This window comes from Myxococcales bacterium (assembly GCA_016717005.1).
Lineage (GTDB): Bacteria > Myxococcota_A > Polyangia > Haliangiales > Haliangiaceae > UBA2376.
The window spans coordinates 886056-902092 of record JADJUF010000039.1 but is presented as its reverse complement, the minus strand read 5'-3'; the positions used below and the strand labels follow the sequence as shown (position 1 = coordinate 902092).

Sequence of the window (16037 nt, the reverse complement as noted above, 5' to 3'; positions counted from 1 at the left end):
CGTGCGCGCTATCGCAGCGCCGCTGCGGCGGCGGCGAGCGTCTGCTGGCGCGCGGGATCGGGCTCGGCGGCGGCGGCGGCGGTGAGGCTCGCGACGGCGTCGTCGAGCGTGCCCGGCGGCACCTGGGCCCGGACCTGCGCGATCGCGGCGCCGAGCCGCGCGGCGACCGTCGGCGGCACCGGGCCGGGGATGCTGGCGTCGGTCAGCATGTTGACGGTGGCGGTGACGCCGCCGCGCAGGCCGACGACCATCGTGTCGAGCCCGTGCTGGCGCTGGGCCCGCTCGGGGCTGTCGGCTGCGGCGGCGTCGCGCATCGCGGCGCCGACCACGAGCGCCTCGGCGTAGCCCTCGAGCAGGACCGCGTTGGCGGCCATCGTCTCGGTCGGGCGGCCGCACCGCAGGTAGGTGTCGTACAGGCGCAGCGCCGCGCCGGTGAAGCGGGTGAGCTCGGCCTGACGCTGCGCGAGCGGCGCCGCCGGCACCGCGCGCAGGTTGTCGATCGCGATCAGGTGGCTGAACGCGGCGGTGCCGTGGGTCGGCAGCGCCATCGGCGTCTCGGTGCACGCGCGGTCGATCGCGGCGGCGGCGGTGACCAGCTCGTCGACGGTCCAGGCGTGGTCGAGCCCGGGCAGGGCCAGGTCCGGCGGCGGCGCGGCGCGCTTGCGCTCGCCGCACGCGACGGTCAGCGCCGCGACGACGAGCACGATCGACAGCCGGGGCATGGGCGGCACTCTACTGGATGTTGATGCGGTCGACGTTGCTGCCGGCGGGATAGCCGTAGCTGACGAAGCTGTCCCAGCCCCAGACGATCAGCCCGAACCGATCGCCGCCCTCGGTCCGGAGCTCGTGGACGCCGTCGTCCTGGAGCCCGGGCCCGCCCGGCATCGGGTACGCGAGCTGGCACCGGATCGCCAGGTACTCGACCGCCGGCCCGCCGCCGGTCGGCACCTGCACGCCGATCGGCTCGCGCTCGCAGGTCAGGACGTCGTCGATCGCGATGCCGTCGTAGATCAGCCGCGCGCTGGCCGGCGCCGCCACCAGGAGGAAGTCGAACGCGTACTTGTTGGGCACCAGGAACAGGTAGCGGTTGCGCCACTGCTCGACCGGCGGCACCCAGATCATCGACGGGTCGCCGCCGGGCGGGCGCTGGCCGTCGGGCAGGGTCGACGGGATGCCGGTGGCCTGCTGGCTGGCCGGGACCTGGATCACCGCGACCGGGCCGGTGGCCTCGAACAGGAAGTCGCGCTCGGCCTCGATGATCACCGACGCGCCGCGCCCGAGCGTGAAGCGGTCGTTGGGCGGCGGCAGGTTGGTCGTGATCGCGGTCGGATCGGTGGTCGCGAGGATGCGCCAGTACTCGGGCTCGTCGGGGACGATCGCGACGTCCCAGCCGGCGTCGTCGACCAGCTTCGAGCGCAGCGGGGTCTTGACGGCGACGAAGTGGGTGCCGAGGCTGTCCTCGGGGAAGACCTGCTCCTCGAGGTGATCGGCGCAGCACTGGCGCGTGCCCAGCGTGTCGAACCGCGGCGCGTCCGAGGCCTCGCTGCCGGTGAACACCGCGACCCGCTTACCGTCGCGGGCCTCGACCGAGGTGCCGGTGAAGTCGGCGTTGAAGCCGTCGGTCTCGAGGTTGACGATCTCGAACCGGTCGAGCGTGAACGTGATCGTGTCGCCGGCCGCGGCCGCGGGCAGGTCGTCGCCGCCGAGGATCGCGGTCGACAGGTGCACGGCGACGGTGGTGCCGTCGTCGACGCCGACCACGGTCAGGAACGCGCGCAGGTGGATGCCGGCGTTGGTCAGCGAGTCCTCGGTCCGCGCCAGGGTCTGCGGCCACGACGGCACCAGGTACTTGCCGCTGAGCGCCTCGGTCGGCAGCAGCAGCGACGCGTCGTTCGAGAACACGCCGACGTTCTCGAGCGGGTTGAACTGGTAGGCGATGATCGGCGCCGACGAGCTGACCCGGTAGGCGTGGCGCGAGCGCGCGGTGCCGGTGCCGTCGTTGAACTCGGGCCGGCTGGCGCCGTCGACCTCGCGCGGATCGAGATCGATGATCTCGAGGTCGTTGGGGCCCATGTGGATCGGGCCGCGGACCGTGAACAGCTGGCCGGGCGTGCACGGCGTGCGCGGATCGAGCGCGTCGAGGTCGGTGCACATGATCTCGACCCGGACCTCGGCGTCGAGCGCGCTGGCGTTGGAGACGACCACCGAGAACTGCTGGGCCGCGGCCGCGCCCTGGGTCGCGACCACGGCGTTGTCGAGGTCGACCGCCCAGTACTCGCAGCCCTCGTAGTCACGGCTGTCCGCGGCGAGCGCGCACGCGTCCTTGCACTCGCCGCCGGCGCAGACCTGCTGCTGGGCGCCGTCGCAGGTGGCGAGCACGTCGAAGGCCGAGCCGTCGGGGCGGCACCGGACCACGTCCTGGCCGGCGCACCCGAGGCTGTCGGGGACGCACGGGCTGCAGCCGACGCCGAGCACGCACAGCGTGCCCTCGACCGAGCAGTCGTCCCGCACCTCCCAGGCGGTGCCGTCGTCGTTGCAGGCCTCGAGCCGGTTGGCCTCGCACCGCTCGATGCCCTCGACGCACAGCGGGCCGCGCTTGGCGGACGAGCACGCGGCGACCGCGGCGAGGACGAGGGCGAGAGCGAGCTTGGCGGCGGTGGTCATGGCGAGGGGAACTGCACGGTCCACGCGTCGGTGGCGTAGGCCTGCCAGTACGCGATGCCGAACCAGCGGTAGCTGAACGTGCTGTACGGCGCCGGCGTGGTGATCGCGTAGGTCACCCAGGTGATGATCTGGCCCGGCGGCGGGTAGGTCACGCCGATCGACGACAGGTCGGGCATGGGCACGTCGGTCATCGCGCCGCAGGTGATCGCGCGCCAGACCGGGTTGCCGATCTCGTCGGACAGCATGTGCAGCCGGAAGGTCGGCACCGCGGCGGCCGGCGGCTCGCCGCCGAGCTGGAGGTGGCGCGCCGTGGCGACGCCGGCGGGCGCGGGATCGATCGCGCGCGGCACCGGCAGGAAGTCGCCGATCACCACCGGCGCGGCGGTGCTGGTGACGCCGCGGACGACCCGCACCGAGTAGGGCGGGGCGCCGCCGTCGGAGTACGCGCCGACCGACATCGCGTACGAGCCGTCGGCGAGGGCCTGGGCCAGGGCCGGGACGCCGGCGACGGTCAGGCTGGTGGTGCCGGGCGGGAACGCGAGCTCGCCGGCGGCGAGCCCGCCGGGCACCAGCCGCAGGCCGTGCTTGCCGAAGTGGACCAGACCCTCGCCGCCGAGGTCGGCGCCGCCGCGGAACTGGTACCGGGTCGGGCCGCGCCAGCCCGGCGTGTTGAGCGCGGGCGGATCCTCGAGCTGCACCCGCAGCGCGCTGTCGAGCGGGATGTTGACGACGATGTCGACGCCGGTCTTGTCCTCGCCGGGGCCGACCAGCACGCCGCGCGCGAGCCCGACCGCGAACGGCTCGAAGCCGTCGTTGCCGTTGCCGTCGGGGTCGAGCGCCGGATCGTAGAGGCCGGCGACGGCGACCACGGCCAGCGCGCCGGGCCGGGCCGCGATCTCGTACGGCCAGGCCAGCCGGGTCGGATCGAACTCGTAGTCGATCGGCGCGAGCGGCGGCGACGGCCCGCCGGTCAGTGAGCTGGCGGCGCTGGTGACGTAGATGCGCTTCTTCTCGGTCGGCGTGCGCGGCTCGGGCACCAGGTTCCAGAACGGCGAGCCGAGGCCGACGCCGTCGCCGAACATGACGTGGCCGCGGATGCGCGAGCCCTCGACGCCGATCGGCGGCGGGCCGCCGTCGGGCGGCGGGATCGGCGTGCGCAGCCAGATGGTCAGGTTGGCGGCGTCGAAGCAGTGGAACGAGCCGACCTCGTGATCGGCCGCCCACGCGGTCACGGTCTGGGGCCCGGTCAGATCGGGGCCGCTGAAGGTGATCTGGCCGAGCGCGTCGGTGGTGCCGCGGTAGGCCGTGGTGCTGGGATCGCCGACGGCGACGAACGCGCCCGGGATGCCGTCCTTGGTGTACTGGTCGAGCACGACCACGTTGAGCGTGCCGGCCAGCGGGCCGCCCGACAGGCCGCCGGCGAACGGATCGCCGGTGGTGAAGTACGTGTACGCGCGGCGGGCCGCGTACGCGTCGGTCGGCGTGCGCACCAGGATGTCGGCGTCGCCGGCGATGCCCGGCGGCGCGTAGCCGGTCAGGCGCTGGCCGTTCTGCACCGTCACGCCGGTGGCGGGGAGGCCGTCGAACAGCACGGTCGCGCCGTCGACGAAGTCGGTGCCGAACCCGGTGATCGTGACGAACGTGCCGCCGGCGACCGAGCCCGACGGCGGATCGACCGCGATCGCGTCGTAGGTGAACGCCATCGCCCGGCTGGTCGGGGGCCCGATGAACCGGCGGATCTCGATGGTGGCGTCGCCGGGATCGCCGGGCGGGGTCAGCACCTCGAACCGGCGCGAGTCGATGTAGCGCTGGCCGAGCACCAGCCGGTCGCCGATCCACACCTCGTCGTTGGGCAGGAACCCCTGGCCGCGGATCGTCGTCAGCGTGTTGCCGCGGAACGGGCCGTGGTCGGGGTCGGCGTACTGGACGAGGAAGCCGGGACCGCCGGCGTCGACGTCGGCGTCGAGCGCGGGCCGACCGTCGCTGGGCACGGCCGCGTCGGGGCCGTCGCGCCCGGCCGGCGCGCTGCACGCGGACGCGGCGAGCGCCAGCACGAGCAAGGGGGCGACCCAGCGCATCGGCGCAGTATGGCACAAGGCCCACGGGCCGCGGCGCCGGCTCGTGTATCGTCGGGGCTGTGACGTGGCGGATCACCCTGTGCGCGCTGGTCAGCGTGGGCTGCCTGCGCCCGACCGAGCACCGCTGCGCCACCAGCGCCGACTGCGGTGGCGACGGCGTGTGCGTGGCCGAGACCAGCCACTGCGCGTTCCCGGCGGCCGACTGCTGCGGCACGCCGCTGCGCTACGGCGCCGGCGCCGGCGACCTGGCCAACGCCTGCGTGGTCGAGCTGGCGTGCGCGGACGCGGGCGCCGTCGACGCCGCGCTGGCCGAGGACGCGATCGGGAGCGACGGGCCGACGGTCGACGGGCCGCCGCCGGACGCCGCGGTCGACGGGCCGCCGCCGGTGGTGGTCGCGCACCTGGCCCCGGTCGACAGCGCGGTCGGCGCCGGCGACTGGACCATCACGAGCGACGGCACCCTCGACACCACCGGCCTGACCACGAGCGCGCCGCTGCCGGTCGGCGTCACGCTGGTCGCCGCCGCGCAGGTCCCCGGCGGTCCGGAGCTGGCGGTGCTGCACGTCCGCACGCTGCGGATCAACAACGGCAAGACCCTGCGGGTCACCGGCACCCGCCCGCTGGTGATCGTGTCGATGACGACCGAGGTCACGGGCGTGCTCGACGTCAGCGCCAACGGCGTCGAGCCGGGCGCGGGTGGCCAGGTCGCGACCGCGGGCCCGGGTGGCGGCGGCCCCGGCGTGTCGGTGAGCCCGTCCGACGGCGGTGGCGGCGGCGCTGGCTTCGGGACCGTCGGCGGCGCCGGCGGCGTCAGCGGCGGCAACGCGATGGCGACCGGCGGGCCCGGCGGATCGATGTCCGGCGATCCGGCGCTGACCGAGCTGACCGGCGGCTCGGGCGGCGGCGCCGGGTCGACCGGTGCCGGATGCGCGGGCGCGGCCACGACCGCGGGCGCGGGTGGCGGCGCGGTGCAGATCTACGCGGCGACCTCGATCACGATCAGCAGCGGCGGGATCAACGCGAGCGGGGGCGGCGGCCAGGCCGGGCGGCGCTGCACCTCCAACGCCGAGTCGGGGCGCGGCGGCGGCGCGGGTGGCGCGATCTACCTGCAGGCGCCGAACCTGACGATCGGCGGGACGCTGGCCGCCAACGGCGGCGGCGGCGGCGCCGCGTCGGTGCAGAGCCTGACGGGGACCAACGGCGCCGACGGCGCGCTCGGCACCACGGCCGCGGCCGGGGGCACGCTCGCGGCGGTGCGCTCGGGCGGCGGCGGCGGCACCGGCGCGGTCGATCCGCAGGCGGGCGTCCCGGTGGCGACGGCCGACGGTGGTGGCGGCGGCGGCGCGGTCGGGCGGATCGTGCTGCGCGGCGCGGCCGCCGTCGCCGGGGCCATCAGCCCGGCGCCGATCACGCTGCCGTGATCGACCGCGCACGCGGCGGCCCGATCGATCGAGAACCGCGGCCCGCGCGTGGCCCGATCGCCACTTCCCGGCTAGCCTGCTCAGCGATGCTCCGTCGCGTGGTCCCGGCGCTGTTGACCGCGATCGCGCTCGCGCAGATCGTCGGCCCGGCCCAGGCCCAGGAGGCGCGCCGCCCAGCGCCGCCCCCGGCGGCGCCGGCGCCGGTCATGCCAAGCCGCCGGTGCTGGTGCAGTCGGTCGCGCCCGACTACCCGCCGGCGGCGCTGGCGGCGGGCAAGACCGCCGACGTCGCGGTCCGGATCGCGATCGACGCCGACGGCCTCGTGACCGAGGTCGCGGTGCTGGCGCCGGTCGGCGACGGCTTCGACGAGGCCGCGGTCGCCGCCGCCCGGCAGTACGTGTTCGATCCGGCCGAGTTCGACGGCGTGCCCGGGCCGATCCAGGTCGAGACCGTCATCCACTTCGTGATCGAGGCGGTGCCCGACCAGCCGCCGCCGCCGCCGCCGCCCGACGGCGACGCGCCGCCCGATCCCGCCGCGGTCGGCCCGCCCAGCCACGGCGGCGACTACCGCCAGCCGATCGCGCTCGAGGGCCAGGTGGTCGAGCGCGGCACCCGCTCGGTCGTCAGCGGCGCGATCGTCGCGATCGCCGAGCTCGGCCTCGACGCGGTCACCGACGCCGACGGCCGGTTCGCGTTCCACGGCGTCGCGCCGGGGCCGTACACCGTGCTGGTCGTCGCCGACAAGTTCGATCGCCTCGAGCGCGCCGTGGCGATCGCCGTCGACGAGCGGGTCGAGGTGCGGCTGTGGCTGCGGCCGCGCGGCGGGTCGATCTACGCGACGGTGATCGAGGGCGAGCGCGACAACCTCGAGGTCACCCGGCGCACGATCCAGCGGCAGCAGCTCACCAGCGTGCCGGGCACGTTCGGCGATCCGGTGCGGGTCATCCAGACCTTGCCCGGCGTCGCGCGCACGCCGTTCGGCCTGGGCTTCCTGCTCATCCGCGGCTCGAACCCCGACGACAGCGCGGTCTACATCGACGGCCACAAGGTGCCGCTCCTGTTTCACTTCCTGGGCGGGCCCAGCGTGCTCAACCCCGAGATGCTCGAGGAGATCGAGCTGTACCCCGGCGGCTACCCGGCCCGGTTCGGGCGCTCGCACGGCGGCGTGGTCGCGCTCGAGACCCGGGCCGCGGCCAGCGACGGCGTCCACGGGTCGGCCGACGTCGATCTGCTCGACGCCGGCGGCTACGTCCGGGCGCCGCTGTCGAAGAAGTGGGCGGTGGCGATCGCCGGGCGCCGCTCGTACCTCGACTTCTTCCTCGGGCTGGTCCTGCCCGAGCCCGATCCCGGCGCGACCCAGGTCGTGGTGCCGGTCTACTGGGACACGACCGTGCGCGCCGACTGGGACGGCGGCGCCGACGGCAAGGTGGCGCTGTTCGGGATCGTCTCGAGCGACACGCTCAAGGTGGTCCAGGCCGAGGCCGGCGCCGAGCGCAGCCTGCAGCTCGACAGCTCGATCCGGTTCGGGCGGCTGATCGCGCGCTACCAGCGGCCGCTCGGCGAGGACTGGACCTTGACGCTGTCGCCGGCGGTCGGCCGCGACTCGGTCTACTTCGCCACCGGCCAGACCGACGCGCCCGGGCCGTTCACCGGCGCCGAGGTCGTGGCCTACACGTTCACCCACCGGATCCGCGCCAAGGGCCCGCTCGGGCGCGGGCTGCTGCTCGACGTCGGCGCCGACTTCGACGCGCGCGTCACCACCTACGAGGCGGTCCTGCCCGACGACCTCAACATCCGCGGCGGCGACGACATCGACATCGATCCGACGCCGATCTCGCGCGCGGTCGAGACGCTCGGCGTCGCGGTCCACGCCGACCTGGCCTGGGAGGTGACCGATCGGCTGCGGCTCCTGCCGGGCCTGCGCGTCGACAGCTACGTGATCCAGGCCCAGCCGATGGTGACGGTCGATCCGCGCCTGACCGCGCGCTACCAGCTCGACGACGCCTGGCTGCTCAAGGGCTACGCCGGGGTCTTCCACCAGCCGCCCCAGCCCGAGGCGGTCGACGCGCGGTTCGGCAACCCCGAGGTGCGCAGCGAGCGCGGCCTGCACTTCGGCGTCGGCGGCGAGTGGCGCCCGAACCGGCTGTGGCTCGTCGACGGCGAGGTCTACTACATCGATCGCAGCGAGCTGGTGCACTTCACCAACGACGCCACGCTCGACGGCGGCGGCGTGGTCACGCCCCAGCGCGTGATCAACAGCGGCGTCAGCAACACCTACGGGCTCGAGGCGCTGATCAAGCGCGAGCTGTCCGACACGGTCTTCGGCTGGCTGTCGTACACGTTCTCGCACAGCGTCCAGCGCCGGTTCCCGACCTCGGACACCGTCCCGACCGCGTTCGATCAGGCCCACAACCTCAACGCGGTCGTGAGCTGGAAGCCGGGCGGCGGCTGGGAGCTGGGCGGGCGCCTGCGCCTGTCGACCGGGCGGCCCGAGACGCCGTACGTCGGCGCGACCTACGACGCCGACAGCGGCGGCTACCGGCCGGTCAGCGGCGGCTTCCGCGCCACCCGGAGCCAGGTGTTCCAGCAGGTCGACGTGCGGGCCGAGAAGACGTGGCTGTTCAAGCTGTGGAGCCTGGGCGTCTACGTCGACGTCCAGAACCTGTTCAACGCCACCAACGTCGAGGCCACCCAGTGGGACTACCGCTACAACCAGTCGGCGCCGGTGTCGGGCGTGCCGATCTTGCCGACGCTGGGCGTCCGGGGGCAGTGGTGAGGGCGGCCGCGTGCGCGCTCGCGCTCGTCGTCGGCGCCGGCGCGTGCGGGTCGTTCGAGGACCCGACGATCATCATCGATCTGCGCCCGGTCGCGGTCGTGGTCGAGCCGCCCGAGCAGGTGGTCGACGTCGATCCGGCCAACCCGCTCGCGGTCACGCTCAGCGACGTGCGCGTGTGCGCGGTCGTGGCCGAGCCGCAGCGCCGGCCGCTGGCGTGGACGATGATGGTGTGTCCGCCCCAGCGCGATCTGCGCTGCACCGACCTCGCGTTGCCGTTCGAGGTGCTCGAGGTCGAGCCGCGGCCCGGCGCCGGCGACCAGGTCGGCCAGGAGGCGTGCGCGACCATCCCCGACGGTCCGCGGCTCGGCGCGATCGTGCGCGCGACCATCGAGCACGACTCGGTCGGCGGGTTCGGCGGCGTCGACATCAACCTGCTGGTGCGGGCGGTGCCGATCGGCGCCGGCGAGGACGAGGCGGTCTACGCCGGCAAGGGCGTCCGCTTCTCGGCGCGGGTGCCGGCCGAGCGGGTCGCCAACACCAACCCGGTCATGACCGAGGTCGCCGCTCAGCTCGATCGCGGCAGCGGGTTCATCGAGCCGATCGTGCTGCCGAGCGGCGGCTGCCGCTCGCCGGACATCGGCCTGGTCGTGCCCGAGCAGGCGGTCGTCAAGCTGGCGCCGCGCGCGCTCGAGGGCTCGGCCGAGACCTACGTCGTGCCGACCTTCGAGGGCGGCTCGCGCACGTTCACCGAGAACCTGCGCTACCAGTGGCTCGCCACCGCCGGCTCGTGGAGCCGGGCCGAGACCGGCGGCCCCCGCGACGCCGCCGGCAACCCGCCGGTGCTCTCGTCCGAGTGGAGCCCCCCGACCCTCCGCGCCGACGAGCAGTCGCGCCTCGTCGACGTCTGGGTGATCCAGCGCGACGAGCGCGGCGGCGTCTCCTGGCTCGACACCTGCTTCATCGTCGTGCCCCCGGGCCGCCGCTGAGAGGGGACGGTGTCAACGTTGACAACGTTTCGGCGCGCGGCGCGCTGGGCCTGAGCCGCGCGGCGCGCGCCCGAAAGACTGTCAACGTTGACACCGGCCCCCTCAGTCGCGCCGGGCGGGCAGGGTCGCGGTCGGGCGCAGGCGCTCGTCGTCGTCGCGGACGAACCGCTTGCGGCCGGCGTCCTGCCACCAGCGCTCCCAGCGCTCGCGGGTGTCGGAGCGATCGCGCCGGGCCAGCTCGTCGGCGGTGCCGAGCGACTCGCCGGTGATCCGGCGCAGATCGTCGAAGGCGGCGACCCGCAGGCTGGCGTCCTTGCCGCCGAGCGCGTCGATCAGCCACTCGACCCGGTGCCGCTCGCGGTGCTCGTCCCACCAGCGGCGCCACTTGCGCTCGGACGCGCCGAGATCGACGCGGGTCAAGGTCACCAGCGCGCGGCGGGCGTGCTCGCCGCGACGGCTGTCCTGGCCGATGATGTCGATCAGGTCCGGGATCGCGGTGCGATCGCCCAGCTCGGCGATCGCGCTCGCCGCGGCCTCGACCCGCTCGAGATCCTCGCTGTGCAGCGCGTGGCGGGCCCGCACCATCGCCAGCTCGAGGTCGCGGACCGGATAGGTCACGAGCGCCTCGATCGCGCACGCCCGCACGCCGTAGTCGCTGTCGAACAGGCGCTCGACCAGCGGGTAGACCGCGCTGCGCAGGCGCAGGTGCGCCAGGCACACCGCGGCGTAGAAGCGCACGTCGCGGCCGGGATCGCCTAGGCGCTCGAGCAAGAGTTCGCCGGCCGGGACGCCGAGGTGGACCACCAGCTCGAGCAGCCCGCCGTACTGCCCGGGCCGCAGCGCGCGGCCGCTGACCCGATAGCGATCGACCCGCAGCCGCCCCGGGAACCGCGCCGCCACCACCGGCATGGCCTCGTCGGCCCGGGCCACCGCCTCGGTCAGCGCGGCCGCGCTCGCGGCCTCGTCGTCGCCCTCGACGTCGTCGATCACCGCGGCGATCGGCCGGGCGGCGGCCTCGACCACCGGCGGCGGCGCCAGCTCGACCGGCGCGCTGTCGACCGGCGCGACCGGCACGGCCCAGGTCGCGGTCGGGTGCGCCGCCTTCTTGTTCGGCACGGTCGCGACATCGACCGCGTCCTGCGGCGCCGCCGGATCGGCGGTGGGCGCGCGGAAGCCGACCGCCTTGGTGCGCGCGATCAGCCGGCCGAGCGCGTCGGCGGTGACCGCCGCCAGCGGCAGCAGCTCGGTCACCTCGGCCAGCGACATCGCGCCGGGGCCGCGGTGGCCGATCGCGAGCGCGATCGTCCGGCCGCGCAGCACGATCGGCAGCAGCAGCCCGATCGGCGGCACGACCCCGCCCATGCGCGCGAGCATCACGTCGAGCTCCGCGTGGCCGACCGACAGCGGCCCGACGTACGGGTGGCTGGCCGAGATCGCGGCGCGGAACGGCGACGCGAGATCGAGCGGGATCAGGACCGAGGCCATCGTCGCGGTGTCGAGGCCGTCCTCGGCGATCGCGATCCGGCCGATGGCCGCGCCGCCCTGCACGGTCATCAGGCCGGCCCAGCGGGTCTTGCTGCGCAGCGCCCGCAGGAGCGTCATGAACACCTCGTCGCGCGCGGTGGCGGCGGCGATCAGGTCGCGGGCCCGCGCGACCGGCAGCGGGCCGTGATCGGGCGGATCGGGCGGATCGGTCGTGGCGGGCGCGGTCGGGGCGGGCGCGGCGGGCGTGGGCGGGGCCTCGAGCGGTCGGGTGGGCACGCCGTCGCTCGGCGTGCCCCGCGACGGCGCCGGCGTCGACGGGCGGTGCCGCGCGCTCGCCTCCTCGCGGTGGGCCTCGACCTCGGCCAGGTGCAGCTGCAGCGTCGGCGAGCCGAGGTCGGCGGTCCGTCGGCTCGCGACGATCGGCGGCGCGGCCAGCTCACCCTCGCGCGGCTCGTCGGCGGTGATCGTCAGCGGCGGCGGCGTCGGCATCGCGATCCCGACCTGCGTCACGCGGCCCTCGCGGCGCTCGCTGCGCTCCCGGGTCGGCGTCGCCGTCGGCACCGCCGCGGCCTGCTCGTCGGTGAGCGCGGTCAGGCGCATGGTCACGGCCTCGGGGCCGACCGGCGCCAGCGGCGGCGCCACGTCGACGACGCGGTCGTGGCCGGCCTCGACGATCACCGTGCGCGCGCGGCCCACCGGCGCCACCGCCGGCGCGGCCTCGGCCTGGCGGGCCAGCGTCGAGAACCGCGCGCTGGCCTGGCCGCCGAAGGTGCGGACGAAGACCATGTGCCAGCGGTACTCGGGCACGATCAGCGGCTGCACCGCGCAGTCGAGATCGTCGGCCAGCTCCTCGAGGGCGGCCATGTCGACCGGGTCGTGGACCAGCACGCGCAGCGTGCCGCCGTCGAAGGTCAGCGGCACCACCCGGAACTGCACCGCGTGGTCGTGGGTGCACTGCCGGACCGCCTCGGCGTCGAACACGTTGCACTCGGCGCGGTTGGCCGGGGGCAGGCCCGACGTCAGCGACAGGTACTGGGTCAGGCGATCCTCGGGCACCAGGCCCATCTCGAGCAGCGTCGTGTCGAGGCTGCCGCCGTAGATGACCTGGCGCTGGAACGCCTTCTCCATGCGCTTGACGCCGACGAGCCCGTCGCGGACCAGGAGAGAGCTCAGGCGGGAGGGCATGGTCACACCCGGGCTCACGTTCGGATCACGTACGTCCCGGCGATCCAATCGTGCAGGCCCCGCTTCTCCGCGTCAAAGCCGATCCACAGGAAGCCGAGGGACAGCGTGGCCAGGCCGAGCAGGTAGCCCGCGGTGCGTACGCCGATGCGAGCGAACGACGGCTGCTCGCCGTAGACGTCGATCACCCGCAGCTTGAGCACGCGCATGCCGAGGGTCTGGCCGAGCGTGGCCTGGAAGACGTAGAGGTAGAGCATCGCGACCGCGAGCAGGATGACGATCGCGGTGATCATCGCTGGATCGCTGATCAGCAGCAGATCGAGCCAGAAGTCGAGCCCGCGCACCCGGCTGGGCGGCAGGTGGATCCCGGCGATCGCGCTGGCGAGCGCGATCAGCAGCGCCGCCACCGGCACGACGATCGCCAGATCGATCAGCCCGGCGCCGAGGCGGCGCCAGAACCCGACCACGGTGACCGAGCGGACCGCGGGCCGTGGGCGCGGCCGGGGGCGTTCGGGCGCAGGCGCCACGTCCGCGGCGATCGAGGTCACCGCGCTGTCGCCGCCGAGCATGGCGGGCTCCCGTTCGGGCATGACTGCTTATACGGCGCCCACCGGGGGCGGGGCAAATAGCCGGATCGCGGCGGCCGCCAGGAGCCCGGCGGTCTCGGCCCGCAGGATGGTCGGCCCCAGGGCGATCGCGGCGAACCCGCGGTCCGCGGCCAGGGCCAGCTCGTCGTCGGTGAGGCCGCCCTCGGGCCCGATCAGGACCGCGACCGAGGCCCCGGTGGCATGGGTCGGGCCCAGCGTGGTCCCGCCGGGGTGGGCGACCAGCCGCCGCTCGGCGGTGACCGCCGCCAGCGCCTGGGCCAGCGGCTGCGCGGCGGCGACGTCGGGCAGGTCGGCCCGGCCGCACTGCCGGGCCGCGGCCGCGGCCAGCGCCCGGTGGCGTTCGTGGCGGCTGGCGCGGCGCTGCTCGTCGAGGCGGACCACCGTGCGCGCGGTCGTGCAGGGCACGATCGCGTCGACGCCGACCTCGACCAGCTTCTCCAGACACCAGTCCATCCGCTCGCCCTTGATCACCGCTTGCAAGACGGTGACGTGGGGCCCGGGCCGGGGCGCCGTGCGCACCGACCCGATGGTCAACGTGGCCGTGGCCGGGCCCACCGAGGCGACCTCGGCCGGGGCCTCGCGGCCGGCGCCGTCGAACACCACCAGCACGTCGCCCAGGGCCAGGCGCCGGACCCGGAACAGGTACGCGTAGTTGTCGCCGGTGACGACCAGCGGGCCGGCCGCCAGCCGCGCCGGCGCGACCAGCAGCCGCGCGGTCACGACCGCCGACGCAGGACCGCGCTCGACCAGGCCGGGTCGGCGGTGCTCGGCCGGATGGCCACGCGCTCGAACCCGGCGGCGACGTACTCGTCGGCCACGGCCTCGGCCTGGGGCGACAGCAGCCCCGACATGACCAGCGTGCCGCCCGGCGCGACCCGGGGCGCGATGCCCCCGAGCAGCTCGCGCAGCACGTGGGCCTGGATGTTGGCCAGCACCAGCTCGAACGCGCCGTCGACCTCGCCCACCGGCGTGACCGAGGCGGCGATCTGGCCGCCGACCTGGTTGACCCCGGCGTTCTCGGCCGAGGCCGCCACCGCGATCGGGTCGGTGTCGACCGCGACCACGGTCGCGCCCGGCCACAGCTTGACGGCGGCGATCGCGAGGATGCCCGAGCCGCAGCCGACGTCGAGCACCCGGGTCGGGGCCAGCCCGTCGGCGTGCAGGCGGTCGAGCTCCTCGAGCACCAGCCGCGTCGACGCGTGGGTGCCGGTGCCGAACGCCATGCCGGGATCGAGCGCGATGACCACGTCGTCGGGGGTCGGCGCGTAGGTCTCCCAGCTCGGGACCACGACGATCCGCGGGCTCACGCGGGTGACGTGGAAGTAGCGCTTCCAGGCGTCGCGCCACTCGGCCTCGGGCAGCGCCGGCTGAGCGCGCACGGTCGCGGGATCGACGCCGAGGCCGGCATCGGCGAACGCGGCGACGGCCACGCGCACCTCGGCGAGGGTCGACTCCTGGTTCGCCAGCGGCGCCCAGATGACGACCTCATCCCCGCGGACCTCGGTGCCCTCCTTGGCCGGCTCGCACGCATCGGCGAGCAGTGCCGCGACCTCGTCGACGTCGCTGGCCGCGGCCGGAACGATGATCTCGACCCAGTCCACGAGCGCGTGGCTACTGGCGGCCGGGGCCGGACGAACCGAAGCCGAGCTTGCGCTTCATCTCGCGGCGCAGCCGCTTGCGCGCCTCGCGGGTCTTCCGCTTCTTCTTGACCGAAGGCTTCTCGTAGAAGCGGCGACGCTTCAGCTCCTGCAGGATGCCCTCCTTGGACATCTTCTGCTTGAGGATCTTCATCGCTTTTTCGAGGCTGTCGCGAACCTCGACTTCGACCGGCTTCCCGAACGAGCTTTCCATGAGGAGCGATGGGGTATCCGATCGCCCACGAGAAAGCAAGCCGGATCCCCGACGCAGCGCGCGATCCGCGCTGGAAAGGCCAGGGCGGGGGCTCGGGTCGCGAAAGCCACGTCGCTCACGCCGGCGCGAAGGGCGCGCCGGAGCCCGAAAACAGCGCGGGGAGCCGGGGGGGCCGGCGCCGGAGCCGGACGCGGAGCCGGACGCGGACGCGGAGCCGGAGTCGGACCCGGAGCCGGAGCCGGAGCCGGAGTCGGAGTCGGAGTCGGCGCCGGAGCCGGAGTCGGCGCCGGAGTCGGAGTCGGAGTCGGAGTCGGAGTCGGAGCCGGAGTCGGACCCGGAGCCGGAGTCGGAGTCGGAGTCGGAGTCGGAGTCGGAGCCGGAGCCGGAGTCGGACCCGGAGCCCGACGCGGAACCGGAGCCGGAGTCGGAGTCGGAGTCGGACCCGGACCCGGAGCCGGACGCGGAGCCGGAGCCGGAGCCGGACCCGGAGCCGGACCCAGACAAGGACCCGGAGTCGGAACTCGCGAGAGCGCGGCCGAGCCCGAAAACAGCGACGCCCCCGCGGTTGCGAGGGCGCGCCAGCCGAGCGGCCACCGACCTCCGCACCAGGGGCGCGGCGGGCGGCGCGGAGCTCAGGCCTTGTGCTTGTAGAAGAGCGTGATCGTCAGACAGTGGAACTCGGAGTCCGACGACTGGGTCACGATCTTGTCGATGATGTCGACGCGATCCTGGTTCGTGCGCATCCAGTCCGTGATGACCTCGCCGAGGAGCTCGCGCTCCTTGGCCTTGGTCGCAGAGAACACCTTGACTCCAGTAACGTCCAGCACGCGGACTCCTTCTTCGGTTGCTTGGGCTGCTGCTTTGGCCACGTCGACCCCGTTCCTGCGGGTTGCACCCGCGCATGAAAGATACGTTGGCTTGGTGACGGAAGAATGCCCCCGAGCACAGTTTCAGTCAAGTCGAATTCGTGCCGCGACTTCTGATCG

General features: G+C 74.6%; 12 protein-coding genes. 3 read left to right on the top strand and 9 right to left on the bottom strand.

The window, feature by feature from the left end; all coding sequences use genetic code 11:
* Nucleotides 1-8: 8 nt before the first annotated feature.
* The 3 genes from IPL61_34800 to IPL61_34790 are packed head-to-tail and all read right to left on the bottom strand — an operon-like array spanning nucleotide 9 to nucleotide 4742.
* Nucleotides 9-722, bottom strand: coding sequence for a hypothetical protein (locus IPL61_34800; GenBank protein MBK9036363.1), 714 nt, complete (start codon nucleotides 720-722; stop codon nucleotides 9-11).
* 10 nt (nucleotides 723-732) lie between these two features.
* Nucleotides 733-2664 carry an IgGFc-binding protein gene (locus tag IPL61_34795; protein ID MBK9036362.1) on the bottom strand — a complete coding sequence of 644 codons (1932 nt, stop codon included), beginning with the start codon at nucleotides 2662-2664 and terminating at the stop codon, nucleotides 733-735.
* On the bottom strand, nucleotides 2661-4742 hold the full coding sequence (locus IPL61_34790; GenBank protein ID MBK9036361.1) for an IPT/TIG domain-containing protein: 2082 nt from the start codon (nucleotides 4740-4742) through the stop codon (nucleotides 2661-2663). Before IPL61_34790 ends, IPL61_34795 begins: the two co-directional genes overlap by 4 nt.
* A 59-nt stretch (nucleotides 4743-4801) precedes the next feature.
* Between IPL61_34790 and IPL61_34785 the strand changes: the two genes are divergently transcribed.
* The 3 genes from IPL61_34785 to IPL61_34775 all read left to right on the top strand — a co-directional run bounded on the left by IPL61_34785 (nucleotide 4802) and on the right by IPL61_34775 (nucleotide 9925).
* On the top strand, nucleotides 4802-6163 hold the full coding sequence (locus IPL61_34785; GenBank protein ID MBK9036360.1) for a hypothetical protein: 1362 nt from the start codon (nucleotides 4802-4804) through the stop codon (nucleotides 6161-6163).
* A 220-nt stretch (nucleotides 6164-6383) separates the two neighbouring features.
* A complete protein-coding gene (locus IPL61_34780) occupies nucleotides 6384-8939 on the top strand; it encodes a TonB-dependent receptor (GenBank protein ID MBK9036359.1) in 2556 nt (851 codons plus the stop codon).
* A complete protein-coding gene (locus tag IPL61_34775; protein MBK9036358.1) occupies nucleotides 8936-9925 on the top strand; it encodes a hypothetical protein in 990 nt (329 codons plus the stop codon). Before IPL61_34780 ends, IPL61_34775 begins: the two co-directional genes overlap by 4 nt.
* Nucleotides 9926-10027: 102 nt before the next feature.
* On the opposite strand, the gene IPL61_34770 is transcribed toward IPL61_34775, so the two are convergent.
* From IPL61_34770 to IPL61_34745, 6 genes are all read right to left on the bottom strand, one after another.
* A complete protein-coding gene (locus tag IPL61_34770) occupies nucleotides 10028-12595 on the bottom strand; it encodes a hypothetical protein (protein ID MBK9036357.1) in 2568 nt (855 codons plus the stop codon).
* 14 nt (nucleotides 12596-12609) lie between these two features.
* Entirely contained in the window at nucleotides 12610-13182 is a 573-nt protein-coding gene (locus IPL61_34765) for an RDD family protein (protein MBK9036356.1), read from the bottom strand.
* 6 nt (nucleotides 13183-13188) lie between these two features.
* Nucleotides 13189-13920, bottom strand: a complete 732-nt coding sequence (locus IPL61_34760) for a 16S rRNA (uracil(1498)-N(3))-methyltransferase (protein ID MBK9036355.1) — start codon at nucleotides 13918-13920, stop codon at nucleotides 13189-13191.
* Nucleotides 13917-14801, bottom strand: a complete 885-nt coding sequence (locus tag IPL61_34755; protein ID MBK9036354.1) for a 50S ribosomal protein L11 methyltransferase — start codon at nucleotides 14799-14801, stop codon at nucleotides 13917-13919. Before IPL61_34755 ends, IPL61_34760 begins: the two co-directional genes overlap by 4 nt.
* Before the next feature lie 10 nt (nucleotides 14802-14811).
* A complete protein-coding gene (gene rpsU / locus IPL61_34750; GenBank protein ID MBK9036353.1) occupies nucleotides 14812-15051 on the bottom strand; it encodes a 30S ribosomal protein S21 in 240 nt (79 codons plus the stop codon).
* A gap of 632 nt (nucleotides 15052-15683) precedes the next feature.
* Nucleotides 15684-15878: a hypothetical protein gene (locus IPL61_34745; GenBank protein MBK9036352.1), complete on the bottom strand. Its 195-nt coding sequence runs from the start codon at nucleotides 15876-15878 to the stop codon at nucleotides 15684-15686.
* Nucleotides 15879-16037: the final 159 nt, after the last annotated feature.

What these genes read in the sequence shown, in the direction of transcription:
- IPL61_34795 (MBK9036362.1), bottom strand. Translation starts at nt 2,664, where the DNA reads ATGACCACCGCCGCCAAGCTCGCTCTCGCCCTCGTCCTCGCCGCGGTC.
- IPL61_34790 (MBK9036361.1), bottom strand. Translation starts at nt 4,742, where the DNA reads ATGCGCTGGGTCGCCCCCTTGCTCGTGCTGGCGCTCGCCGCGTCCGCG.
- IPL61_34765 (MBK9036356.1), bottom strand. Translation starts at nt 13,182, where the DNA reads ATGCCCGAACGGGAGCCCGCCATGCTCGGCGGCGACAGCGCGGTGACC.
- IPL61_34800 (MBK9036363.1), bottom strand. Translation starts at nt 722, where the DNA reads ATGCCCCGGCTGTCGATCGTGCTCGTCGTCGCGGCGCTGACCGTCGCG.
- rpsU (MBK9036353.1), bottom strand. Translation starts at nt 15,051, where the DNA reads ATGGAAAGCTCGTTCGGGAAGCCGGTCGAAGTCGAGGTTCGCGACAGC.
- IPL61_34770 (MBK9036357.1), bottom strand. Translation starts at nt 12,595, where the DNA reads ATGCCCTCCCGCCTGAGCTCTCTCCTGGTCCGCGACGGGCTCGTCGGC.